This is a genomic window from Streptomyces sp. NPDC059900 (genome assembly GCF_050270335.1).
Lineage (GTDB): Bacteria > Actinomycetota > Actinomycetes > Streptomycetales > Streptomycetaceae > Streptomyces.
This window is the reverse complement of the sequence record NZ_JBNNJZ010000018.1, coordinates 1-21532: the sequence shown is the minus strand read 5'-3', so window position 1 is coordinate 21532 and position 21532 is coordinate 1. Positions and strand designations below refer to the sequence as shown.

The 21532-nt window shown below is 70.4% G+C and carries 21 protein-coding genes and 1 tRNA gene; 17 read left to right on the top strand and 5 right to left on the bottom strand.

The window, feature by feature from the left end; all coding sequences use genetic code 11:
* Nucleotides 1-112: 112 nt before the first annotated feature.
* Nucleotides 113-994: a hypothetical protein gene (locus ACQKIP_RS05355; RefSeq protein ID WP_365855510.1), complete on the top strand. Its 882-nt coding sequence runs from the start codon at nucleotides 113-115 to the stop codon at nucleotides 992-994.
* 27 nt (nucleotides 995-1021) lie between these two features.
* On the opposite strand, the gene ACQKIP_RS05350 is transcribed toward ACQKIP_RS05355, so the two are convergent.
* Nucleotides 1022-1519, bottom strand: a complete 498-nt coding sequence (locus ACQKIP_RS05350) for a MarR family winged helix-turn-helix transcriptional regulator (protein WP_365855512.1) — start codon at nucleotides 1517-1519, stop codon at nucleotides 1022-1024.
* 280 nt (nucleotides 1520-1799) lie between these two features.
* Between ACQKIP_RS05350 and ACQKIP_RS05345 the strand changes: the two genes are divergently transcribed.
* The 5 genes from ACQKIP_RS05345 to ACQKIP_RS05325 all read left to right on the top strand — a co-directional run bounded on the left by ACQKIP_RS05345 (nucleotide 1800) and on the right by ACQKIP_RS05325 (nucleotide 7592).
* Nucleotides 1800-3422 carry an MmgE/PrpD family protein gene (locus tag ACQKIP_RS05345; protein ID WP_365855514.1) on the top strand — a complete coding sequence of 541 codons (1623 nt, stop codon included), beginning with the start codon at nucleotides 1800-1802 and terminating at the stop codon, nucleotides 3420-3422.
* Nucleotides 3419-4297 (top strand): HAD family hydrolase, encoded by an 879-nt coding sequence (locus tag ACQKIP_RS05340; protein WP_365855516.1) that lies wholly within the window; start codon nucleotides 3419-3421, stop codon nucleotides 4295-4297. The genes ACQKIP_RS05345 and ACQKIP_RS05340 overlap by 4 nt, the downstream gene beginning before the upstream one ends.
* Nucleotides 4294-4929, top strand: coding sequence for a GDSL-type esterase/lipase family protein (locus ACQKIP_RS05335; protein ID WP_365855518.1), 636 nt, complete (start codon nucleotides 4294-4296; stop codon nucleotides 4927-4929). Before ACQKIP_RS05340 ends, ACQKIP_RS05335 begins: the two co-directional genes overlap by 4 nt.
* A 97-nt stretch (nucleotides 4930-5026) precedes the next feature.
* The gene (locus ACQKIP_RS05330) at nucleotides 5027-6607 is read left to right on the top strand and encodes an acyl-CoA carboxylase subunit beta (RefSeq protein ID WP_365855520.1); all 1581 of its coding nucleotides are present in this window, start codon (nucleotides 5027-5029) and stop codon (nucleotides 6605-6607) included.
* A 25-nt stretch (nucleotides 6608-6632) separates the two neighbouring features.
* On the top strand, nucleotides 6633-7592 hold the full coding sequence (locus ACQKIP_RS05325) for an AfsR/SARP family transcriptional regulator (protein ID WP_365855522.1): 960 nt from the start codon (nucleotides 6633-6635) through the stop codon (nucleotides 7590-7592).
* Here ACQKIP_RS05325 and ACQKIP_RS05320 read toward each other — a convergent pair.
* Nucleotides 7548-8549 (bottom strand): bifunctional lysylphosphatidylglycerol flippase/synthetase MprF, encoded by a 1002-nt coding sequence (locus tag ACQKIP_RS05320; protein ID WP_427742218.1) that lies wholly within the window; start codon nucleotides 8547-8549, stop codon nucleotides 7548-7550. The genes ACQKIP_RS05325 and ACQKIP_RS05320 overlap by 45 nt on opposite strands.
* A 182-nt stretch (nucleotides 8550-8731) precedes the next feature.
* On the opposite strand from ACQKIP_RS05320, the gene ACQKIP_RS05315 reads away from it, so the two are divergent.
* The 11 genes from ACQKIP_RS05315 (at nucleotide 8732) to ACQKIP_RS05265 (ending at nucleotide 19154) form a co-directional block, all read left to right on the top strand.
* Nucleotides 8732-10438, top strand: a complete 1707-nt coding sequence (locus tag ACQKIP_RS05315; protein WP_427742216.1) for an aldehyde dehydrogenase family protein — start codon at nucleotides 8732-8734, stop codon at nucleotides 10436-10438.
* Nucleotides 10426-11562 carry an acyl-CoA dehydrogenase family protein gene (locus ACQKIP_RS05310; RefSeq protein ID WP_365855526.1) on the top strand — a complete coding sequence of 379 codons (1137 nt, stop codon included), beginning with the start codon at nucleotides 10426-10428 and terminating at the stop codon, nucleotides 11560-11562. Before ACQKIP_RS05315 ends, ACQKIP_RS05310 begins: the two co-directional genes overlap by 13 nt.
* A gap of 8 nt (nucleotides 11563-11570) precedes the next feature.
* Nucleotides 11571-12911: an aspartate aminotransferase family protein gene (locus ACQKIP_RS05305; protein ID WP_365855528.1), complete on the top strand. Its 1341-nt coding sequence runs from the start codon at nucleotides 11571-11573 to the stop codon at nucleotides 12909-12911.
* Complete coding sequence (locus tag ACQKIP_RS05300; RefSeq protein WP_365855530.1) at nucleotides 12898-13416, top strand: type II toxin-antitoxin system RatA family toxin; 519 nt, start codon at nucleotides 12898-12900, stop codon at nucleotides 13414-13416. Before ACQKIP_RS05305 ends, ACQKIP_RS05300 begins: the two co-directional genes overlap by 14 nt.
* On the top strand, nucleotides 13416-13913 hold the full coding sequence (locus ACQKIP_RS05295) for a hypothetical protein (RefSeq protein ID WP_365855532.1): 498 nt from the start codon (nucleotides 13416-13418) through the stop codon (nucleotides 13911-13913). The genes ACQKIP_RS05300 and ACQKIP_RS05295 overlap by 1 nt, the downstream gene beginning before the upstream one ends.
* Nucleotides 13904-14569, top strand: coding sequence for a flavin reductase family protein (locus ACQKIP_RS05290; protein WP_365855534.1), 666 nt, complete (start codon nucleotides 13904-13906; stop codon nucleotides 14567-14569). Before ACQKIP_RS05295 ends, ACQKIP_RS05290 begins: the two co-directional genes overlap by 10 nt.
* Complete coding sequence (locus tag ACQKIP_RS05285; RefSeq protein WP_365855536.1) at nucleotides 14566-15543, top strand: VlmB-like protein; 978 nt, start codon at nucleotides 14566-14568, stop codon at nucleotides 15541-15543. Before ACQKIP_RS05290 ends, ACQKIP_RS05285 begins: the two co-directional genes overlap by 4 nt.
* A complete protein-coding gene (locus ACQKIP_RS05280) occupies nucleotides 15540-16571 on the top strand; it encodes a fatty acid desaturase family protein (RefSeq protein ID WP_365855538.1) in 1032 nt (343 codons plus the stop codon). The genes ACQKIP_RS05285 and ACQKIP_RS05280 overlap by 4 nt, the downstream gene beginning before the upstream one ends.
* Nucleotides 16568-17614, top strand: coding sequence for a beta-ketoacyl-ACP synthase III (locus ACQKIP_RS05275; protein WP_365855540.1), 1047 nt, complete (start codon nucleotides 16568-16570; stop codon nucleotides 17612-17614). The genes ACQKIP_RS05280 and ACQKIP_RS05275 overlap by 4 nt, the downstream gene beginning before the upstream one ends.
* A 62-nt stretch (nucleotides 17615-17676) precedes the next feature.
* On the top strand, nucleotides 17677-17919 hold the full coding sequence (locus ACQKIP_RS05270; protein WP_365855542.1) for an acyl carrier protein: 243 nt from the start codon (nucleotides 17677-17679) through the stop codon (nucleotides 17917-17919).
* Nucleotides 17916-19154 carry a beta-ketoacyl-[acyl-carrier-protein] synthase family protein gene (locus ACQKIP_RS05265; protein ID WP_365855544.1) on the top strand — a complete coding sequence of 413 codons (1239 nt, stop codon included), beginning with the start codon at nucleotides 17916-17918 and terminating at the stop codon, nucleotides 19152-19154. The genes ACQKIP_RS05270 and ACQKIP_RS05265 overlap by 4 nt, the downstream gene beginning before the upstream one ends.
* Before the next feature lie 100 nt (nucleotides 19155-19254).
* Here ACQKIP_RS05265 and ACQKIP_RS05260 read toward each other — a convergent pair whose 3' ends face one another.
* The 3 genes from ACQKIP_RS05260 to ACQKIP_RS05250 form a co-directional block, all read right to left on the bottom strand.
* Nucleotides 19255-20421: a ferritin-like domain-containing protein gene (locus ACQKIP_RS05260; protein ID WP_427742210.1), complete on the bottom strand. Its 1167-nt coding sequence runs from the start codon at nucleotides 20419-20421 to the stop codon at nucleotides 19255-19257.
* Between the two features lie 41 nt (nucleotides 20422-20462).
* Nucleotides 20463-21389 carry a diacylglycerol/lipid kinase family protein gene (locus tag ACQKIP_RS05255; protein ID WP_365855546.1) on the bottom strand — a complete coding sequence of 309 codons (927 nt, stop codon included), beginning with the start codon at nucleotides 21387-21389 and terminating at the stop codon, nucleotides 20463-20465.
* 39 nt (nucleotides 21390-21428) lie between these two features.
* Nucleotides 21429-21519: transfer RNA gene (locus ACQKIP_RS05250), tRNA-OTHER, on the bottom strand.
* Nucleotides 21520-21532 lie beyond the last annotated feature (13 nt).

Genomic DNA, 21532 nt, shown 5'->3' with positions numbered 1-21532 from the left:
GGTTCACGTCGTACGTACAGCTAAGGGTGACCTTACTTGAGTCGGCCGTCCCTGCGGTGACCAGGGTTGGGCCGCCTCCTCATGCGCGGCGGCCACCGGTACATTGCCGCTTATGTCGATACCGAACCCCCAGCCCAACCAGCCCGGCCAGCCCGGCCAGCCCGGCCAGCCCGGTGTGCCCAACCCGTACCAGCAGACCCCCAACCCCTACCAGCAGCCGCCGGGCGCCGCGGCCCCGCAGGCTTACGGCCAGCCGCCGGGCCCCTACGGCCAGCAGCCCGGGCCCTACGGCCAGCCGCCCGCCCCGCCCGCTCCCCCGGCGGGACCGAGAAAGCCCACGCCGGGCTGGGTGTGGGGCATCGGCGGTGTCGTCCTCGCCTCGGCCCTGTGGGCGGGCGGGCTCTTCGCCACGGGGAACCTCGGCGGCGAGGGCGACGACGCGAAGGCGGACCTCGCCGGATACCAGTACAAGAAGAACCTCTGCGACGTCTCCCCGCTCGACGGCTTCAAGAAGAAGTACGAGATCGACTCGGACTCCACGTCGACCACGCACTACGGCTCGCGGCAGAAGGGGTTCGACATGAGCTACTGCAGCCGCAAGCTCAAGGACCCGGAGGCGGACACCGACTCCTACACGAGCATCTACGTCTACTCCACGGCCCGCTGGCACAAGGCGACCGACCCCGCGGGCGAGTTCGCGTCGGAGCAGAAGGCCTACGAGGACCAGTCCCAGAAGACGTACTCCTACAAGACCAAGGCCGTCAGCGGCATCGGCGACGAGGCGTACCTGGTGACCGACACGAGCGGCACGGACGAGAAGTCCCTCAACGGCATGACACTCGCGGTGCGCGACGGCTGGTTCACCGTCGAGATGCGCTGGAGCTTCTACGGGGGCGGCCCGGACGACAAGGTCGAGCCGCCGACCGCGTCGGAGGTCGAGGAAATGCTCAAGACCGACGTACGCGCGGAGATGGACGGCCTCAAGAAGGGCTGAGCCCCGGCCGGGGGCGCGGCAGATGGTTCAGGGGCGCGGCCACGGGTGTCCCTCCAGGGTCTCGATGTCGCTGTTGAAGCGCTGGAGGAAGCCGGCGAACGTCGCCACGTCTTCCGCCGACCAGGTGTCCATGACCTTCTCCAGGCCCTGGACGTACTCGGAGCGGTCGGCGTCGAGCAGCCGTGCGCCCTCGGCGGAGATGCGGAACTTGCGGGCCATGCCGCCGTCGGGGTCGGGGATGCGCTCGACGAGTCCGGAGCGCATCATCGCGGCGGTCTGCCGGTTGAGGGTGGAGGCGTCGAGGCCGAAGGCTTCGGTGAGCTGGCCGATGGACATCGGGCCGTCCATCTGGATGCGGCTGAGCAGGATGTACGCGCTGCGGTCGAGGCGCCCGCCGGAGGAACGCGTGCGGGGGTTAAAGAGATGCGAGTGCCGGTTGAGCAGCATCGTCTCGAATTCGACCTGGCCGACGGGCTTCTCCGTGCGGCCGGCGGGCTTGTCCTTGGGACGACCGGGCTTGTCCATGTCACCATTCTACGCGGCATATGCATAATGCACTTAACGCGCATAGTACACATCGCGGTCGCGCCGCTCACTCCCCGACGAGGTCGGGCGGTTCCTCTCGTGAGCCGCGTGTCATGTCGGCCGACACCGGCACCCGCGTCAGTCGCGTCTCAGTGCCGTGCCAGCCGCGACTTGAACGATGGGCGCAAGTCAGTCCTCCCTCGGCGAAGGAGCCCGGTGTGATCGTCCTCGGCCACGACGGCTTCACAGACGGCGGCCTGCCCGACAGGGAGCGCGGGGCGTGAACGGGGCGGGCGCGGCGGACCACCGCCGGGACTCCGGCCCGTCCCTGACCCGGCGGCTCGCCGAGTGGGCCGCGGGCCTGCGCCACCCTGACCTGCCCGAACGGATCGAGGCATACGCGACCAGCGAGGTCATGTCGCATCTCGCGGTGCTGCGGGCGAGCCTGGGACACCCCCTGGGGCGCAAGCTCGTCCGGGCGTTCGGCTCACCGCTCTCGCACGACCCCTGCCGGGCGGCGCAGGTGATGGCCGCACTGTCCTCGTGCCTCTACTACGAGGACAGCATGTACGCGGGCCACGTCACGCACGCCTCCGTCGGGGTCCCGCTGGCCTTCCGGCGCTACCAACACCTCGACGGGCGTGCCCTGTTGACTGCGGTCGTCGCCGCGAACGAGTGCGCCGCCCGGGTGACCGCCGCGGGCGCGCTGGGTCCGCTGCGCGGGCAGGGCACCTCGTACACCCAGCTCATGGGCGCCGTGGCGGCCCGCCTGCACGGCGCCGGGTCCCCGGCCGGGCTGTGGACCGACGCGTGGGGTCTGGCCCTCGCGATGCCTCCGTGGCCGCTGCGGCGGGCGCTGCTCGGCAGCGAGGCCAAGGTGCTCTCGGCGGCGGTCCCGGTGCGTACCGCGCTCGACGCCTGCGACGCGGCGGCGGCCGGGCTGCGGGGCGCCGAGGACATCCTGGAGCATCCCGGCGGGCTGCTCGCCAAGTTCTCCCACGTGCCCTCGCCCGAAGCGGTCACCGCCGGACTCGGCACCCGCTGGCACACCGAGACACTGACCTTCAAGATGCGCCCGGCAGGCGCGTACGTGGACGCGGCCGTCGACTGCGCGGCACACCTGCACGCCCGGCTCTCCCCCGAGGACGTCCGCGGCATCACGGAGATCGTGGTCTCGGCGCCCCGGCTGACCATCGCCATGGACCAGGAGGGCGCCGCCTACGTCGACCGGGAACGCTCGGCGATCATGGCGCTCAACGTCTGTGTCGCCTACAACGTGGCCACTGCTCTGATTTCCGGTTCCGTCACCCCCCGCGACCTCGCCGAACCGGCGACCGCGGACCCCCTGCGCTGGTCCCTCGCCGACCGGGTCCGCCTCGCATACGACGCCGGGCTCAGCCGCGAAGTCCTGCGCGCCACCGCCCCGTTGGGCGAGGCACTGCGGCAGGCCGGGGCGCGCGGGCGGCAGTGGCTCGCGGACTTCACGGGAGAGTGCACGGCCGCCGCGGGGGTCGCGGGTCCGCCGAGCAGTACGTTCCGCGATGCCGACAAGGCGGTGGGCGCCAGGCTGCGGGTCACCCTGCGCGACGGCCGGGTGCTCACCGCCTCGTGCGGGCGGCCGGAAGGGGCCGCCGGTCCAGGGACACGGAGTACGCACCGCGAACTGGTCCGGGACAAGCTTGCCTCGTCCGGCACATCGGCCGAGGTGATCGACGGCCTTGACCGTCTCGCCTCGCTGGACGCACGGCAGGTCGACGCCCTGGTGAACAGGGCGCTGTCCGAGCCGCTGTCCGCGACCGAACCGCCGCCCGGTTCCGGTCCGTTGCCCGAGTCCGCTCTGCCGCGACGTCCACGGTTCACCCAGGGGAAGAGCTGCCCGTCGCATGGGGGTGATGGTGCGTGACGCTCCCGTCCCCGGCACCTGCCCCGGTCGCGTTCTTCGACGTCGACGAGACACTGATCTCGGTCAACGGCATGGCCCGGTTCCTGCGCCACCACATGCGCTCCCGCGGCCAGACACGCGCCGCGTTCGAGGACGCGGTGCGCGATCTGCGGGCACTCGGGGCGCGCGGCGCGTCACGGGAGGAGATAGCGCGCGCCTACTACCGCCTCTACGCGGGCTGCGACGAGCGGGAGCTCGCCGCCGAGGGCCGGGAGTGGTTCGCCGCCGAACTGCGCTCCGGGGGCCTGTTCCTGGCGGACAGCGTGGCGGCGTTGCGGGAGCACCGGCGCAGAGCAGAGCCGGTCGTGCTCGTCTCGGGTTCCTTCGCGCCCTGCCTTGATCCCGTCGCCGAACGGCTCGGCGTCGAGGCCGACGCGGTGCTCTGCGCACGGCCGAAGGCGGTCGACGGCGTCCTGACCGGCGCGGTCGACGTCACCATGACCGGCGAGGAGAAGGCCGTCGCGGTGCGCGCCCTGCTCCGGGAGCGCGGCGTCCGCCCGGACGGCTGCCATGCGTACGGCGACCACGCGTCCGACCTGGCGATGCTGCGTGCCGTGGGCCACCCCGTGGTGGTGGGCGCGGATCCGGTGCTGCTCCGGCATGCCGAGGCCGGCGGCTGGCGGCGGCTGCCCGGTGCCGCCTCCGCGGGGCATCGTGGCGCTCCTGCGGGCTCACGGACCCGGGCTTCGCGAGAGTGGCTCGGCTTTCCGCAGCGGCGACGCAGGGGGCCGGGCGCGGACGTCGCCGGAACACCCGCCGGCGGGGATGCCCCGCCTGCGACGGCGGCCGAATCGCCCACCCCGCGCCGACCACCCTTGTTCCGGCGACCGTCGTGAGCGGCTGCGGCCCGCAGGAACCGTACGACTGCCGTCGCGGCGCCGGAAGCGAGGCAAGCGAGGACTCCCCCGCCCTGGTCCGCGTACCGTGGCGGCGGTTCGTCGTCCTGGGTGACGTCGGCGCCGAGTGCCCACAGCCGGGCGACTGTCCCGACTGCGGACCCTGGGCGGACCACGTGGCCGATGCGCTGCGGACCGTCCGCCCGGATCTCGCCTACCTCAACCTGGGCCGGCGTGATCACTCGGCGGCGCAGGTCAGGGCAAGGCAGCTGGGCAAGGCGCTGGCCTTCCGGGGTGATCTGGCCGCGGTCGCCGCCGGGAGCCGCGAAGCCCTGCGCGAGCCCTTCGACGTGGACGCCACCGAGGCGGAGCTGAGCCGCATCGTGGGACCGCTGCGGGATTCCGGCGCCGACGTGCTCGCCCTGGGCCCGTACGGCCCCGGACTCCTGGCGCCGGTGGCCGACGAGCACCGGAGCGGACCGCGGCAGCGGCTGCGGCTCCTTTCCGAGCGCACCCGTGAACTGGCCCTCCGACACGGCGCGTTGTACGTCGACGTATCGGACCGGAGCGTCGCCGCCGCCGTCATCCGCCGCCTCGCGGACCACCTCGACGCGACGGAGTCCGCCGCGTAGCCGCTCGTGTCCGGCCGCTGAGAACCACGTTTCAGCGGGTCACCACTGCGCCGTGGAAGGTTGCGGGCAATGACCGCCGACGGCCGGACGGATCCACATGGCAATTCCAGACGGGGAAGCGGACGGCAACAGCGTCCACGCGAAAGTGACCGAACTCCGGGACTTGGTGAAGCAGCTGGAATCGGGGCCCGACGAGCGGGCGACCCGGGCTCAGCACGCCAAAGGGAAACTCACGGTGCGCGAGCGTATCGACGCGTTCCTCGACCCGGGCACATTCACCGAGATCGAGGCACTGCGAAGGCACCGCGCGACAGGTTTCGGAATGGAGGACAAACGCCCGCACACGGACGGCGTGGTCACCGGCTGGGGAAAGGTGTTCGGCCGGAAAGTCTTCGTGTACGCCCATGACTTCCGCATGTTCGGCGGCGCACTCGGTGAGGCGCACGCCGAGAAGATCCACAAGCTGATGGACCTGGCCGCGGCCACCGGAGCCCCGCTGGTGAGTCTCAACGACGGGGCCGGGGCGCGGATCCAGGAAGGCGTGTCGGCGCTTGCCGGGTACGGCGGAATCTTCCGGCGCAATACCCGGAACTCCGGTGTGATCCCGCAGATCAGCGTGATGCTGGGCCCGTGCGCCGGTGGCGCCGCCTACTCCCCCGCACTGACCGATTTCGTCCTGATGGTGCGCGGCACGTCGCAGATGTTCGTCACGGGCCCGGACGTCGTCCAGGCGGTCACCGGAGCCGACGTCACGCACGACGCGCTCGGCGGCGCCGAGGTGCACGCGACGGCCTCCGGGGTCGCTTCGCTGTCGTACGACGACGAGGAGTCCTGTCTGGAGGATCTCCGTTTCCTGTTGACGCTGCTCCCCTCGAACAACCAGGAGCCGCCCCCGTGGGAGCCTCCGGCCGACCGCGCCGATCGCGGGACGCACCGGCTCCTGGATCTGGTTCCGGCCCACCCCGGTCGCTCGTACGACATGCGTGACGTGCTCGGGGAAATCGTCGACGACGGCGAGTATTTCGAGATCCAGCCCTCCTGGGCCGCCAACGTCATCTGTGCGTTCGCCCGTCTCGACGGACATGTAGTCGGCGTCGTCGGCAATCAGCCCGCCGTCATGGCGGGGGTACTCGACATTCACGCGAGTGAAAAGGCCGGCCGGTTCGTGCAGTTCTGCGACGCCTTCAACATCCCTCTGGTCACCCTGGTCGATGTGCCGGGCTTTCTGCCGGGCGTCGACCAGGAACACCGGGGAATCATCCGGCACGGCGCCAAACTGCTGTACGCCTATTGCAACGCCACCGTCCCCCGCGTCCAGCTGATTCTGCGCAAGGCCTACGGCGGCGCGTACATCGTGATGGATTCCCGCTCGATCGGCGCCGACGTCTCACTGGCCTGGCCGACCAATGAGATCGCGGTGATGGGCGCGGAGGGCGCAGCGAATGTCATCTACCGCCGGGAGATAGCCGCGGCGGCGGACCCCGCGGCTTTCCGGGCGCAGAAGATCAAGGAGTACGAGGGCGAACTGATGCACCCCTACTACGCCGCCGAGCGGGGTCTGGTCGACGAGGTGATCGACCCGGCGGACACGCGAGCGGCGTTGATCCGTTCCCTGGAGATGCTCCGCACCAAGAACGTTCCGCTGCCTTCGCGCAAGCACGGAAACCCCCCGACCTGATCCGGGCTCCCGCGGACCAATCCGGATGCGTCCGGCTGACGAAGAACAGGCGGAAAACATCGCGTCGGCTTCCGACACGTCAAAGAGACGGGGGACTCACATGCAGATCAGGCTGCTCGGGCCGATTCAGCTGATCGAGGAGAACGTTCCCATCCTGCTGCCGGGAGAAAAGCTCAGAACAATCATGGCGGTGCTGGCCCTCACGCCCGGCACCCCGGTACTGGCCGTCGACCTCCTCGACGAGCTCTGGGGCGACAAGCTCCCGAAAACCGCGGGGAACTCCCTGCAGTCGCATGTCGCGCGCCTTCGCCGCATCCTCGCCCAGCAGACCGGGAAGCCCAGCACCCGCGGTCTCGTGCGTACGTCGCACTCCGGGTACGTGCTGAACGTCGACCCGGCGGACGTCGATGCCCTCTGGTTCACCCGGGCCGTGGACACGGCGAGCCGCCACATGGACGCCGATCACGAGCTGGCCGTCAAGCTGCTCACCGATGCGTTCGCCGTCTGGCGCGGCCCCGCACTGCTGGACGCCGGGGACGGCATGATCTGCCGTATCGCCTATGCGCGTCTGGAGGAAACCAGGCTCATCGGCAGGGAGTTGTTCATCGAGGCACATCTGCGGCTCGGCAGGCATCAGCAGGTCGTGCCCGAGCTCGAACAGCTCCTCACGCAGCATCCCTTGCGCGAGCGATTCTGCGAGCAATTGATGACCGCGCTGTACCGCTCGGGGCGGCAGGCGGACGCCATCAGCGCCTATCGCAGGGTCCAGCACAATCTTTCCACGGAACTGGGAATCGATCCGGGCCCCGGAATGCAGCGGAAGTTCAGGGAGGTGCTGCAACAGGAGGAGAATCTCCTGCGCGGTTCATCGGGCGGTACAGCGGCCACCGCGGTCCCGGACACCGCAGCCGCACGGGCGCCGGCCCCAAGCGCCGTACTGTCACATGGATTTGGTCACCCGCAGGATATGCCACACAGCGCGTAAACTGGCCGATCCCTCGAAGGCGAGGTACTCGGGAAGCACCAGCTGCGGACCCCATTTCTCCTTGTACGCGAGCTGGCTTCCGGCCGGATAGTCGGAATCCCCCTTCTCCGCGAGGAACCGCAGGAACCTTTCCGTCAGGGCGCTTCTCGACGCCATGTCGTGGGAGGCGTCCAGGCCGGTGAAGGGGGTGAACCCAAAGTGCAGCCATTCGGCCCGCTCCCGCGAGAAGGTCTGTATGGCGGTGGCGTTGATGGCCTCCATCACTCCGGGCCCGGCGTCCGGCAGGCGCCTGCTGAGATCGTGCAGCCAGCCGGAGCGCGATCCGTAGGCCGGAGAGTAGGAGATGTAGGCCACCGGCCGGCCGTCGAGCTGGCCCAGGAACAGGCGCCGATATCGCTGGACGGGGCCGCCGATCTCTCCGACCAGGAACTCGATCTCCTTGACGTGCCTGCCCTTCGCGCGCAGCCAGGCCGCGTCGATCGCCTCGACTCCGGCCCGGTGATCGGCGAAGGCGACCTCACGGACCTCCAGACCGCTGCGCGCCGCCCGGGAGATCTTGTTGCGCAGCTTCATGAAACGTGAGCCGCGCAGCGTGAATTCGGGCAGGTGCACCGAGTAGGAGGAGCCCACCTGGTTGAGCACAAATCCCGCCGCCTCGTACAACTCGGCGTCGGACCGCTGCAACTGGATTCCGGCGATCGTGCGCCTCCGGTCGCGCGCGTACTTCCTGAATTCACGCAGCACCGCCTCCTGGCGGTTCGCGGGTCCGAAGACTCCGCCGAACTGGATGAAGAACCGGCCCGCTTCCCGGTAGGCGACCAGTTCACCGCCGTCACCGACGAACAGTTCGTTGCCGGCATTGAGGGCCAGAAAGGCACTGGGGTTGTCCGCGTACCTCTGTACGGCGGCCAGTGCGGCCTCTGTGCTCTTCCGCGACGTTTCCGGCACTCGGCTCATGCTGCGCACGCTCGCTCCCCGTCGGCCGACGAAATCCCCGTGCAATGTGCCCCGGTCCCGCCGCATTCGACTGAGGACGACATGTCAGTCGATTCTCAGCGGGCTTTCAGCACGCGCTGTAACGATCGCCGACGTGACCTGCACCGGCCGTCCGGGTCCGGTTGCACTCAGAAGGAGTGAGCGTGGGAAGTACGCATGTGTCCCGAGCGAATTCACGGCGCCGGTTCCAGGACGGCACACATCAGGTTCCCCCGCGCCTGCGTTCCTATCAGTCCTACGTCGACGCGCGACGGATACCCGGCGACGACTGGGTCTACGTCATCGACGCGGATTCCCTCCTCGACGACGTATTCGCGAACCTCACCCTGAAACGGAAACTGGAACAGGGCCGCGCGACGCCTCACGACCTGCCGGCGTCCGTCGTGGGACGGGTCGTCAAGGCCGACCGCGCCACGGTGGAGCGCGCCGTGGACGCCGCGGCTTGCGCGGCGCCCTCCTGGGGCGCCGTCCACCCGCGCATCCGCATCGACACCGTGGGGCGGCTCCTGCACGCGCGCCTCGCCGAACACGCCGAGGACATCGCCGCCATCCTGGTCGAGGAGGGCCACCCGCTGGCCCTTGCCCGGTGGCAGGTGTCCGGCATGCTGGAGTGCTTCGGCCCGGAGTCGATCAGCTTCTACCGCTCCCAGATGCTCCAGGAGTTCCACCGCGACGAGCGCCGCCTCCAGGTGCGCAGGCAGCCCGACGGCGTGGTCTGCCTCAACCCCCCGCAGAACGCGCCCCTCTCCAGCGCCCTGCTCGGCGTGACCGCCCTCATGGGCGGCAACGCGCTGGTGGTGCGGGCGCCGCGCAGCGCGCCGCTCGGCGTCATGTACGTCATGCAGGAGATCGTGGCGCCCGTCCTGGACCAGGTGGGCGCTCCCGCGGGCACCCTGAACGTCGTCTGCGGGGACCCCGCACCGATGCTGAACTGCTGGCTCGGGCATCCCGCGGTGGACGACATCATCTACTTCGGCGGCAGCGACAACGGCCGCAAGTTCGAGGCGCGCTGCATCGCCGCGGGCAAGAAGCCGATCCTGGAGCTCGCGGGCAACGACGTCGTCGTCGTGTGGAAGGACGCCGACATCGCCCTGGCCGCCGAGGCCCTCACGGAGAGCTTCTACGGCTCCGGGCAGCTGTGCATGATCCCCAACCAGGTGCTCGTGCACCCCGACGCGGCGGACGCGCTCGTAGATGCCCTGGTCCAGCAGATCGGCCACATCCGTCCGGGCCGCCCCTGGGAACCCGACGTGCTCCTGACGCCCGTACTGCGCAACGAGAAGTTCTTCGGCTGCCTGAAGGATGCCCGGGCCAAGGGCGCCGATGTGGTCTGCGGCGGACACGCCATGCGGCTCGACGAGACCCGCGACCCGAGCGGCATCTTCCTCGAACCGACCGTGATCAAGGTGCGCGGCGTCGAGGGAGCGCGCGAGCTGGAAGCCGTACGGCACGAGACGTTCTTCCCGCTGCTTCCCCTGATCGTCGCCGAACCCGGTACGGACGCCGCGCTGACGGCGCAGTTCATCGGGTTCGTCAATTCCAACCACTACGGCCTGCGCAACTCGCTGTGGGCCAAGGACCCCGGGGTCATCGACGAGTTCGTCGCGCGCGTGCGCACCGGCGGCCTGTTCAAGGTGAACGACTCGCACATCGGCTTCCTGCCCTATCTGCCCACGCACGGCGGGACCGGGCTCACCGGCGGCGTCTTCGGCGAGGCCAACTACCCCATCCTGCGGACCTCGCACCTCCAGGGCGTGAGCATCAGCCCCGGCTCGCGGCCCAGGGACGCGGTCTTCGGCGCCTGGCAGAACCTGAACGCCCACAAGGAGGCGACGTCATGCGCTCGATGAACACGGCCCGGCGCGCCTGTGAGGAGTTCCTGCCCGGATTGCTGGGCGAGTTGGAGAAGGTCCCGCTCGCCGAACTGGAGCAGCCGGGCAGCCCGGCCGTGGAACTCTTCCGCACGCACGGGGGCCCCGGCCTCGTCATCCCCGGGACCTACTCGGGCAGCGGCGCCACGCCCCTCCAGGCGGTGGCCGTCACGCGCGCCCTCGCCGCCGCCGCCCCGTCCCTCGCGGTGGCCACCACCATGCACCACTTCTCGGTGGCCACGCTGTTCTCGCTCGCCGACAGCCTCCAGAGCGGCGGGGTGGAGTGGGCGCTGCTCGAAGGGATCGTCGAGCAGCGGCTCCTGGTCGCCTCCGGTTTCGCCGAAGGGCGCCCCGGCCGCGGCATCCTCAGCCCCACGGTCGAGGCGCGGCCGACGGAGAAGGGTTACCGCGTCAGCGGCTCGAAGAAGCCGTGCAGCCTCGCGCGTTCCATGGACCTGCTCACCGCGAGCGCCGCCCTGCCCAATGCGGACGGCACGAGCGACATGGCGGTGCTCCTCGTGCCGCGGCAGGCGGAAGGGCTCACCGTGCGGCCGTTCTGGTCGAGCTGGGCGCTGGCCGGGGCCGAGAGCGACGAGGTGCGGCTCAAGGACGTCTTCGTGGACGAGCAGCAGGTGATGCGCACGGAGCTCGGCGACGCGGGCGAACTGGACGAGCTCCAGACGGTCGGCCTGATCTGGTTCGAACTGCTCATCACCGCCTCCTACACCGGCGTGGCGGGCGCCCTGGTCGAGCGTGTCCTGGACGCCGGGCGCGGCACGAACACCGAACGGGCCGAACTGCTCGCCCGCTACGAGACGGCGACCCTCCTCACCGAGGGCACTGCCCGCATGATCATGGCCGGGGCCGCGGGCAACGAAGGGCTCGGGCGGGCCCTGGTCGCCCGGTACGGGGCGCAGGACGCGATCCGTGACGCCGTGGGCCGGGCGGTGGAGCTGCTCGGCGGGATGGCGTTCATCGGCTCCGGCGACATCGCGTATCTCGCCGCGGCCTCGCACGGCCTGTCCTTCCATCCGCCGTCCCGCTCCAGCTTCGCCGAACCCTTCCTCGATCACGTCGACGGCCATCCGCTGCGGCTGGCATGAGGAGCGTCATGACCACTGGTACGAGCGCACGGACCCAGGGCGTGGACGACATCGGCCGTGAACACATCGGCCGGCTCTACCGCACACGCCTGAGCAAAGGCCGCGCCACCCTCGGCGAACTGCTCGGCGGCGAGATCGAGACGGAGTCACAGGGCGCCTGGGTGAGGACGGCGACCGGCCGGCGGCTGCTGAACTGCAGCGGCTACGGCGTCCTCCTCATGGGCGCACGGCACCCCACCGTCGTACGCCACGTCGAGGAGCAGCTGCACCGCAACCCGGTGGCCACCCGCGTCCTGCTCGAACCCCTGACGGCGCTGGCCGCCGACGCCCTGGTGGCCAAAGCCCCGGCGGGACTCGACCGGGTGCACTTCGCCTGCTCGGGCGCGGAGGCCGTGGAAACCGCCATCAAGATCGCCCGCACCCGCGGCAAGGACCGGCTCATCGCGACCCGCGGCGGCTATCACGGCAAGACCATGGGTGCGCTCAGCCTCACCGGCAAGGACCTGTTCCAGGAGCCCTTCCGCCCGCTGCTCCCCGGCACGGCCCATGTGCCCTACGGCGACGCCGGGGCGCTGGCCGAGCAGCTTAAAGCGGCTTCAGGGCGCGCCTGCGTGGTGATCGAGCCGGTCCAGGGCGAGGCGGGCGTGATCGTCCCGCCGGACGGCTATCTGCGCACGGTCCAGACGCTGTGCCGCGCCCACGACGCGCTCTTCGTGCTCGACGAGATCCAGACCGGCCTGGGCCGCCTCGGCTCTTGGTGGGGCGCGGACGAGGAACGGCTGACCCCGGACATGCTCCTCGCCGGGAAGGGCCTGGGCGGCGGCATCATGCCCGTCTCCGCGGTCATCGCGACCCCGGAGGCGTTCGGCGCCTTCGACAGGGACCCGTATCTGCACACCTCGACCTTCTCCGGCATGCCCCTGGCGATGGCCGCGGTGCGCGGCGCCCTCGAAGCCATCGAGGAGGAAGACCTGGTGAGCCGGGCGCGCGATCTGGGCGCCGAACTGCTCGACGGCATCCGCCGGATCGCGAAGGAACAGCTGGGCGATCTCGTACGGGAGGTGCGGGGCCGGGGACTGCTCCTGGGCGTCGAGTTCGCCGAGCCGGGAGTGGCCGGTGACCTGCTCGTCGAACTGATCAGGGAGGGCGTGGTGGCGAACCACTCGCTCAATTCCCACCTGGTGCTCCGCTTCACCCCGCCCGCCGTCCTGCGCCCCTCGGAGGCGCAGTTCCTCCTTGCGGCGTTCGAACGCGCCTGCCGCGTGCAGGCAGCCCGCCATGTCCCGACCTCTGATGTCCCGACCCCTGTCCCGACCCATGAAGGTGGCACCTCCCATGCGCAGCGTTGACGTGACCATCGGTGTACCCGGCATCGCCGCACGAGCGGTGTACGACCGGGTGAAGGAATTCGCCCGCTACCCCGAACTCGCCGACGTGGTCCGCTCGGTCACCGTGCACGGCGTCAGCGAGACGGAGGAGACGAGCTCCTGGGAGGTCTACTTCCGCAACGGCATCCTGCGCTGGACCGAGTCCGACCGCTTCGACGCCCCCGGGCTCGCCATCACCTTCGTCCAGCTCGACGGTGACTTCGAGGTGTTCCGCGGGGCCTGGCAGATCGTCGACACGGGGCACGAGGTGCTGGTCGGTTTCCGCGCGGAGTTCGACTTCGGCATCCCCAGCCTCGCGGGAATCCTGGAGCCGGTCGCCGAGCGGGTCATCAAGGAGACGATCGCCCGCGTGGTGCTCGGCCTGTTCGCCTCGGGCCGGGTGGTGGGCGACGAGGCGCTGGCCCGCGCCGTCGGGACCGTACCCACCGAACCATCGGCACCCGTCTCTCCCGCGCGGGTCGCCTGATGGACACCAAGAACCTGTTCATGACAACGGTGACCGCGCGGCTGGTCCGGGCGGAGTACGGGCTGGGACTCGTCGTGGCCCTCGTCCTGTTCTTCACGCACCTCGGACAGGTGCAATGGCAGACCGCCCTGGTGCTGTTCGTCTACATCGACCTGATCGGCTACCTTCCGGGCGCCGTTCAATACCACCGCCGCAAGGGCCGCATCCACAAGGGCTATTACGTCGCCTACAACGTCATGCACTCCCTGGTCACCCAGGGCCTGCTGGCCATCGGCTGGATCTGGCTGTGGGGTTTCGAGTGGGCGTTGCTCGCGCTGCCTATCCATCTATTCGGCGACAGGGCGCTGTTCGGCAACTATCTCAAGCCGTTCGGCCTGCACTTCGAGCCGCGTACGCACCAGGCGTACCACCGCTTCCGCAGCGAGTTCGCGGCCGCGAGCACGGCGGGCGCCGCCGGACACGATCCCGCCAGCCCGGGCCGGCTGCCATGGCCCTAGCCATCGGACGCACACGTCCGGCGGGCGGCGCCGCGGGCGACACAGCGGCGGGCGGCGTCGCGGGCGACACGGCGGTGGTCACCGCGATGCGTCACTTCGTCGCCGGGGTGACGGTGCTCACCTGCGGGGTGGGCGACGACGCACAGGGCGTGACGGTCAGCACGTTCAGCACCGTGCCGGGCGACCCCCCGATGGCCTGCGTGGCACTGCGCCGCGGCAGTCGGGGGCTGCGGGCCCTGGCGAACTGCCCGGTCTTCGTCGCCAACGGCCTCGCTGCGGCGCAGGAACCGCTGGCCAGGCACTTCGCCCGGCGCGGCAGGCCCCGCGGCCTGGCACAGCTGCCGCCGGAGGCCTGGCTCGGCGACCCGTGCGACGGCGTGCCGCGGCTCAGCGGGGCGGTGGCGTGGCTGGAGTGCAGGCCGGAGCTCACCGTCCCGCTCAGCGATCACGAGCTGGTGGTCGCCGAGGTCGTCTCGGCATGCCACACGGGCGGCACCCCGCTGGTCACCTTCGCCTACGACCTGCGCTCCGGGCCCTGTGCTTCCGGCACCTCCACGGACGCCACGGTCTCCACGGTCTCCACGGTCTCCACCGACTCCACGGGCTCCACGGGCTCCACGGGCTCCACGGGCTCCACGGAAAGGGATTCCTCATGACGACACCACCCACGGCCGCACCGGCGAACATTCCCGCCGAGGCGGACCCCGACAAGGCCCCCTCGCTCCTGGACGGCGCACAGAGCCTCGAACTCACCCCGGCCGTCTGCAATCTGCGGTACTGGCTCCATGCCGTACCGCACGGCACGCTGCGCTCCGGAGTCCTCGGCCACGCGGCGAACGTACGGCCCCTGGACGTGGTCAGGGAGCCGGGGCCGCTCAACAGCGCCCTGACCCGGGAGCTCGCCTACCGCTCGGTCGCCGAGGAGAAGGCCACCCGGGCCATCGGCCACCTGACGGCGCTCGCGCCCGACAACGACTGCATGGAGTTCTACGCCACCCAGCTGATCGACGAGGCACGGCACGCCATGGTGTTCCGCAGCCACCTCCTCGAACTAGGGGTGCAGCACCACGAGTTAACCGACACGGTGGCCCGTCTCGCGGCCACCGACCGGGAGCAGATCCTCGTCCCCCTGGAGAACCTGGGGCTGCGGGTGCTGCGCGACGAGCGCGACTTCATCGGCGGCGTACTGGTCCTCACCGTGCTCGTCGAAGGCGTACTGGCGCCCGCCGCCGAGCTCAGCGAGCGCAAGTGGCGGATCTTCGACCCGGCGGCGGCCGACATCGAGCGGGGCGCCGCCGTCGACGAGATCCGGCATCTGACGGTCGGCAGCGCCATCGTCCGCGATCATCTGCGCGCGAACCCGGGCGACAAGGAACGCCTCCTGGAACTGATCCGGGAGGGATACGCCCTGTGGGCCAAGCTGCCGACCACGGAGCAGCTGACGCGCCGCGAAGACCTCTTCCAGCAGGGCATCGAGCGGCACGGCGATCTCCTGGGCGACTACGAGATCTGGCCCGGCCGCCGCCTTTCGGACACCACCGCGCGCGAGCGCATCGAAACCGGACAGGACTGGGCCGCACGCCTGCAGCGGACCCGCCTCGCCTACATGGGCCTGGAGGAAGCGATATGAGCGCCGATCTGCAGGAGCTCACCCAACTGGTGCGTCGCGAGGGCCTCCTCGACTCCCAGCCCGTCTACTACACGTTCAAGATCGCCACGAATCTGCTGCTCCTCGCCGCCGGCTGGGCCCTGTTCGCGCTCCTCGGCGACAGTTGGTGGCAGCTGGCCGTGGCGGCTTTCCTCGCGGTCTGCTTCGGCCAGACCGACCTCGTCGGGCACGACGCCGGTCACCGGCAGATCTTCCGTACGCGACGGCCCGGCGACCTGATCGGTTACACCCACGGCAATCTGCTCACGGGCGTCAGCTTCGGCTGGTGGGTCGGCCACCACACCAAGCACCACAACTACCCCAATCACCTCTCGCTCGACCCGGACATCCTCCGCCGTCAGGTGATCTTCGATGCCAAGGACCGGACGAAACGCACCGGACCCGTCGGCAGGTTCATCGTGCGGCACCAGGCATGGATGTTCTACGTGCTCATCCTGATGGAAGGGCTGCGCCTGCACGTCTCCGGCTATGTGGCGGCGCGCAAGGGAGTGCTCAAGCGCCACGTGGCTCTCGACCTCGGTCTGCTGACGCTCCATCTGGCGGCGTATCTGACAGCGGTGTTCACCGTTCTCTCGCCTGCGCTCGCCGTGGCTTTCCTCGTCGTCCACCAGGGCCTCTTCGGCTTCTACATGGGAGTGATGTTCGCGCCCAACCACAAGGGACTCCCCGTACGGGACGGCGAGGACGAGCAGCTTGACTGGCTCACGCGGCAGGTGATCACCTCGCGCAATCTGGCACCGGGCCGCATCACGGACTTCTTCTTCGGCGGACTCAACTACCAGATCGAGCACCACCTGTTCCCGTCCATGCCCCGCAGGAATCTGCGCCGCGCCCAGCCGCTGGTCAAGGAGTACCTGGTGCGGGGCGGCCTCCCGTACGCCGAGGAACGGCTGCTGCGCTCCTACCTCAGCGTGGCCGACCACCTCGGCGAGGTCAGCCGGGAGGTCGCCGTCCTCGAGCGCGCCCCGGCCGTCCGGGGGAACCGATGAGCGCCACCGCGGCGGTGCTGTGCGGTCTCGGCACATGGATTCCGCCGCACGCGGTCACCAATGACGACCTGGCGCGGGAACTGGACACCTCCGACGAGTGGATCCGCAGCCGCACGGGCATCGGGACGCGCTTCATCGCCGCCCCGAACACGGCCACGTCGGACCTGGCGGTGGAGGCCGGCCGGCGTGCGCTGAAGTCGGCGCAGACCGATTCCGTGGACGCCGTCGTCCTTGCCACCACCACGCCGGACCACCCCTGCCCGGCCACCGCGCCCCTGGTCGCCGCCCAGCTCGGCCTGGGAACCGTGGCCGCCTTCGACGTGGGCGCGGTCTGCACCGGGTTCCTCTACGCCCTGGCCGCCGGGGCAGGTCTTGTCGCCGCGGGCACGGCGCGCAGCGTCCTTGTCATCGGCGCGGACACGTACTCGCGGATCCTCGACCCGGCCGACCGCTCGACCCGCGCCATCTTCGGCGACGGCGCCGGTGCGGTGGTGCTGCGATCCGGCGGCGCCGGTGAACCCGGTGCGCTCGGCACACCCGTGCTCGGCAGCGACGGCACCGGCAGCGACCTCATCACCGTCCGCTCGGGGGGCTCGCGCGAGCCGTTGCATACGTACGGTTCGGGGGCCGGGGGCGCTGCGGGGGCTGGGCGGCAGGCACAGGCAGGTCAGGCTGACCCGTACTTCCGGATGGCGGGCAGGGCCGTCTTCCGTAACGCCGTCGAGCGCATGGCCGATGCCTCGCTGACCGCGGCGCGGCGGGTCGGCTGGGAGGCGGCCGACATCGACCGGCTGGTCGCGCACCAGGCGAACCTGCGCATCCTGCACGCGGTCGCGGACCGTATGCGGCTGCCGCGCCACCGGTGTCCGGTCCACCTCGACCTGGTCGGCAACACCGCGGCGGCCTCCATCCCGCTGGCCCTCTCGCACGCCGCGGCGACGGGCCGCCTGACACCGGGGCACCGAACCCTGCTCACGGCATTCGGCGGCGGACTCACCTGGGGCGCCTGCGCTCTCCGCTGGCCCGCACTCACCCCCATGTGAGCCCAACCACCGCTCCCTCAGATCTCTTTGCCCACCTGTATTCCCCTACCGAGGAGCACGACATGAGCAGCACGTACGACCGTCTCGTAGGCCTGCTGACCAAGGGATTCGGCGTCGAGGCCGACGAGGTCGCACCGGAGAACACCTTCGAGGACCTGGAACTGGACTCACTGGCGCTCGTGGAGCTGACCCTGGCGGCACAGGAGGAGTTCGGCATCACCCTCACCGACGACGACCTGCATGCCAAGAACACCATGGCCGAGGCTGCCGGTGTACTCGAAGCCAAGCAGGTGACCGTCAAATGACGGCGCCCGGTGGCCGGTTCGACGCGGCGGTCACGGGCATCGGCATGGTGACCCCCGCGGGCCTCGGCACCGCCGCGTCCTGGGACCGCATCACATCCGCGGACGGCACGGCGGCGCAGCGGGTGCCCGCGCTCTCCGGCATCCCCGCCGACATGGGCTGCTGGATACCCGGCTTCGACCCGGCCGCCGCGGTCGGCAAACGCAAGGCCTGGCGCCTGGACCGCAGCAGCCAGTTCGCCGTCGCGGCGGCGGCCGAAGCGCTCGCGGACGCGGGCCTCGACCCGGCGGCCTGGGACGGCGCACGGGTGGGCGTGGTACTCGGCAGCGGCATCGGCGGGGCTTCGACCTGGGAGAAGCAGCACAATGTCCTGCTCGAACAGGGCTCGGAGAGGGTGTCGGCCCTGCTGATCCCGATGCTCGCGGTCAATATGCCGGCGGGCTACGTCGCCATGGAGTTCGGGGCCCGCGGGCCCAACTTCGTGACGGCCACGGCCTGCGCGTCGGGCAGCACGGCCGTGGGCGCGGCACGTGAACTGCTGAGGGGCGGACTCTGCGACGTCGTCATCACGGGCGGCACCGAGGCCTGCCTCATCCCCTCGATCATCTCCGGCTTCCAGCAGATGGGCGCGCTCTCCGGGCGCCGCGACGAACCCATCGCGGCCTCAAGGCCGTTCGACGTCGACCGTGACGGGTTCGTGCCCGCCGAGGGCGCCGCGGTCCTGGTCCTGGAACGCCCGGAGAGCGCACGGGCGCGCGGCGCACGCGTGCGGGCCCACATCAGCGGATACGGGGCATCGGCCGACGCCCACAACGCCACCGCGCCGGAACCCTCGGGCGCCGGGGCGGAGTTGGCGCTGCGGGCGGCCCTCAAGGACGCGGGGGTCGATCCGCGGCTGGTGGACCATGTCAACGCGCACGGCACCTCGACGCCCCTCAACGACCTGATGGAAGCCCGCCTGATCCGCCGGGTCCTCGGCGGCCGGCCCGCCGTGACGTCGGTGAAGGGCGTGACGGGCCACTCTCTCGGCGCCTCGGGAGCCATTGAAGTGGCCGTCGCGGCAATGACGTTGGAGCAAGGGGTCATCCCGCCGACCGCGAACCTGGACAGCCAGGATCCGGAGATCGATCTGGACGTCGTCGCGAAGGTGGCTCGTCCCGCCGACGTGGAGGTGGCCGTCAGCCACTCCTTCGGGTTCGGCGGCCAGAACGCCGTGCTCCTGCTGACCCGCCCCTGAGTCGTGCCGGCGGCTCCTGAGTCGTGCCGGCAGCGGAATGGTGCCGGGCCCCTGAGCGGGGGTCCGGCACCATCTGCTGCCGCGCGTGCTTCGTTCCGGCCTAGCCGCCGCTCCCAGCGCCGGTGTCGTCGTCGGTGTCGTCGCCGATATCGGTCTCGGTCTCCTTCTCGGTGAACTGCCCTTCGGCGATGGCCCGGTGGACCTCGTTCTGCCGCGCCCGGAGTTCGCGGCGCTCGGCGTCGAGCGCCTCGGCCTGCGCCTCGTCCGCTTCCATCAGCTTGAGCAGGTCACGGTCGGCCATCTCAAGGACGCCCATGTCCGCGTATGCCTGCTGGACCCGGGGACCCCACAGTCCGATGTCCTTGACGCAGGGCACGATCCGGGTGAAGAGCCGCGACCGGAAGGCCCGCATACGAGGGCCCCGGTTCATGTACTCCATGCATTCCTTCATGTCGAAGCCGAGCGTCTCCCACACCTCCTGCATGCGCAGCCGGTCACGCATCAGATAGCAGCCTTCGACGATGAAGTCCTCGCGCTCGGCGATCTCCTGGCGGGTCAGCTCCTTGTAGTAGTCCCGCAGCGCGAGCCGCCCGAAGGCCACGTGCCGTGCCTCGTCCTGCATGATGTAGGAGAGGATCTGTTTGGGCAGCGGCTTGTCCGTCCTGTCGCGCAGGATGCCGAACGCCGCGAGTGCGAGCCCCTCGATGAGCACCTGCATCCCGAGATACGGCATGTCCCAGCGCGAGTCGTCGAGAGCATCACCGAGCAGTGACTTCAGATGAGGGCTGATCGGATAACTCATGCCGATCTTGTCGTGCACGAAGCGCGTGAACAGCTCCGCGTGCCGCGCCTCGTCCATGACCTGGGTCGCCGCGTAGAACTTGGAGTCGATGTCCGGCACCGACTCGACGATCCGCGCCGAGCAGATCATCGCGCCCTGCTCCCCGTGCAGGAACTGGCTGAACTCCCAGGCGGCCATGTGCCGTCGCAGCTCCTGCCGCTCCTGCCCGTTCAGCCGTGAGTACTGCCGGGACCCGTACAGGGCGAGGGTGTTCTCCGGCGTGCCGAGGACGTCGTACGGGTCCACTTCCAGGGACCAGTCAATCCGCTTCGTGCTGTCCCACTGCTTGTCCTTGCCCTTTTGGTAGAGGCTCAGCAATCGCTCCCGATCCGTGTCGTACTCCCAGGTGAACGTGTTCCGTCCCCGCATCGGGAACGACCAGGAGGCGCCGGTGTCCGTCTGCTGATTGTCGACGGTTCCGCTCATGAGCACTCCCCTTACGTGGGATTACGTGGGATTACGTGGGCTTACGGGGACAGCACCGGCAGCGCTGCCGCCAGGACGTGCAGTACGTAGCGGGTGCGCCCGCGCTGGACCTCGCCGTCCCGCTCGAAGGTCAGGTGCGCGCCGTCGGTGCGCTCGATCTCGATGCGGCGACCGCGCCGGTAGAGCACCTCGGGTCGTTCGAGATGACGGCCGTCGCGGGTCAGGCCGGGGAGCTCACGGGGGTCGAGCCTTCCGGTCACCACACAGACGTCGAGCAAGCCGTCGTCCAGGACCGAGCGGGGCAGCAGGAGGAAGCCGCCGCCCCGGTAGCGGCCCCCGCCGACGTTGGCGAGGATCACGCTGCCGTCGTGGATCACCTCACCGTCGACGACGACCCTGGCCGGGTGCGGTGCGAAGTCGCGCAGGGTGGCAGCCACGGCCTCCTGGTAGCGGGCCCGGCCGGTGAGCTGCGTGAGACCGGCCGCCGTATCGAGTGCCTCGGCGACCAGACCGGAGCAGGCGCCCAGCAGAACCGTCTCCCGCGTCTCCTCGACGCGCGCCAGGTCCACCTGCCGGATGCGCGGTCGCGCCCCGCCGAGAGCGATGCAAAGCGACTCGCGCCAGGGGCGGTCCTGCCAGATCTCCTTGTAGAAGGAGTTGCCCGTGCCCGCCGGGACACAGAGCAGGGCCGGGCCGACGTGTCGCGGGTCGGCGGTGGCAGCCGCCACGATGCCGCCCGCCACCTCGCTCGCGGTGCCGTCGCCGCCCACGGCGAGCACGACGTCCGCGCCGTCCTGCGTTGCCTGCACGGCGAGCAGCCGGGCGTGCCCCGGGTAGGCGGTCCGCACCACGCTCACCTCTGCGACGAGCCCCCGGCACGCCTCGGCGACGTCCGTGACCGGAACCGAAGCGGAGCCCCCTGCTCGACCGTTCGCCACGATCACTGCGGTGCGCGCCCAGTGGCGCATGCCGTGCCCCCTTCGCCGGGAGGGTGCTGCCGTGATGGGCGGAGAGAGCAGGATTTGAACCTGCGCGGAGCGTGAACCCCTGACCGGAGACGGGCCCCGGCCCCCATTGGGCCGCTATGGGTATCTCTCCTCGCCGGCCCTGT

Coding starts and splice junctions, on each gene's coding strand:
- ACQKIP_RS05255 (WP_365855546.1), bottom strand. CDS start 21,389: ATGCGCCACTGGGCGCGCACCGCAGTGATCGTGGCGAACGGTCGAGCA.
- ACQKIP_RS05310 (WP_365855526.1), top strand. CDS start 10,426: ATGCGCTCGATGAACACGGCCCGGCGCGCCTGTGAGGAGTTCCTGCCC.
- ACQKIP_RS05295 (WP_365855532.1), top strand. CDS start 13,416: ATGGACACCAAGAACCTGTTCATGACAACGGTGACCGCGCGGCTGGTC.
- ACQKIP_RS05275 (WP_365855540.1), top strand. CDS start 16,568: ATGAGCGCCACCGCGGCGGTGCTGTGCGGTCTCGGCACATGGATTCCG.
- ACQKIP_RS05265 (WP_365855544.1), top strand. CDS start 17,916: ATGACGGCGCCCGGTGGCCGGTTCGACGCGGCGGTCACGGGCATCGGC.
- ACQKIP_RS05320 (WP_427742218.1), bottom strand. CDS start 8,549: ATGAGCCGAGTGCCGGAAACGTCGCGGAAGAGCACAGAGGCCGCACTG.
- ACQKIP_RS05280 (WP_365855538.1), top strand. CDS start 15,540: ATGAGCGCCGATCTGCAGGAGCTCACCCAACTGGTGCGTCGCGAGGGC.
- ACQKIP_RS05305 (WP_365855528.1), top strand. CDS start 11,571: ATGACCACTGGTACGAGCGCACGGACCCAGGGCGTGGACGACATCGGC.
- ACQKIP_RS05290 (WP_365855534.1), top strand. CDS start 13,904: ATGGCCCTAGCCATCGGACGCACACGTCCGGCGGGCGGCGCCGCGGGC.
- ACQKIP_RS05285 (WP_365855536.1), top strand. CDS start 14,566: ATGACGACACCACCCACGGCCGCACCGGCGAACATTCCCGCCGAGGCG.
- ACQKIP_RS05350 (WP_365855512.1), bottom strand. CDS start 1,519: ATGGACAAGCCCGGTCGTCCCAAGGACAAGCCCGCCGGCCGCACGGAG.
- ACQKIP_RS05355 (WP_365855510.1), top strand. CDS start 113: ATGTCGATACCGAACCCCCAGCCCAACCAGCCCGGCCAGCCCGGCCAG.
- ACQKIP_RS05300 (WP_365855530.1), top strand. CDS start 12,898: ATGCGCAGCGTTGACGTGACCATCGGTGTACCCGGCATCGCCGCACGA.
- ACQKIP_RS05270 (WP_365855542.1), top strand. CDS start 17,677: ATGAGCAGCACGTACGACCGTCTCGTAGGCCTGCTGACCAAGGGATTC.
- ACQKIP_RS05330 (WP_365855520.1), top strand. CDS start 5,027: ATGGCAATTCCAGACGGGGAAGCGGACGGCAACAGCGTCCACGCGAAA.
- ACQKIP_RS05325 (WP_365855522.1), top strand. CDS start 6,633: ATGCGTCCGGCTGACGAAGAACAGGCGGAAAACATCGCGTCGGCTTCC.
- ACQKIP_RS05260 (WP_427742210.1), bottom strand. CDS start 20,421: ATGAGCGGAACCGTCGACAATCAGCAGACGGACACCGGCGCCTCCTGG.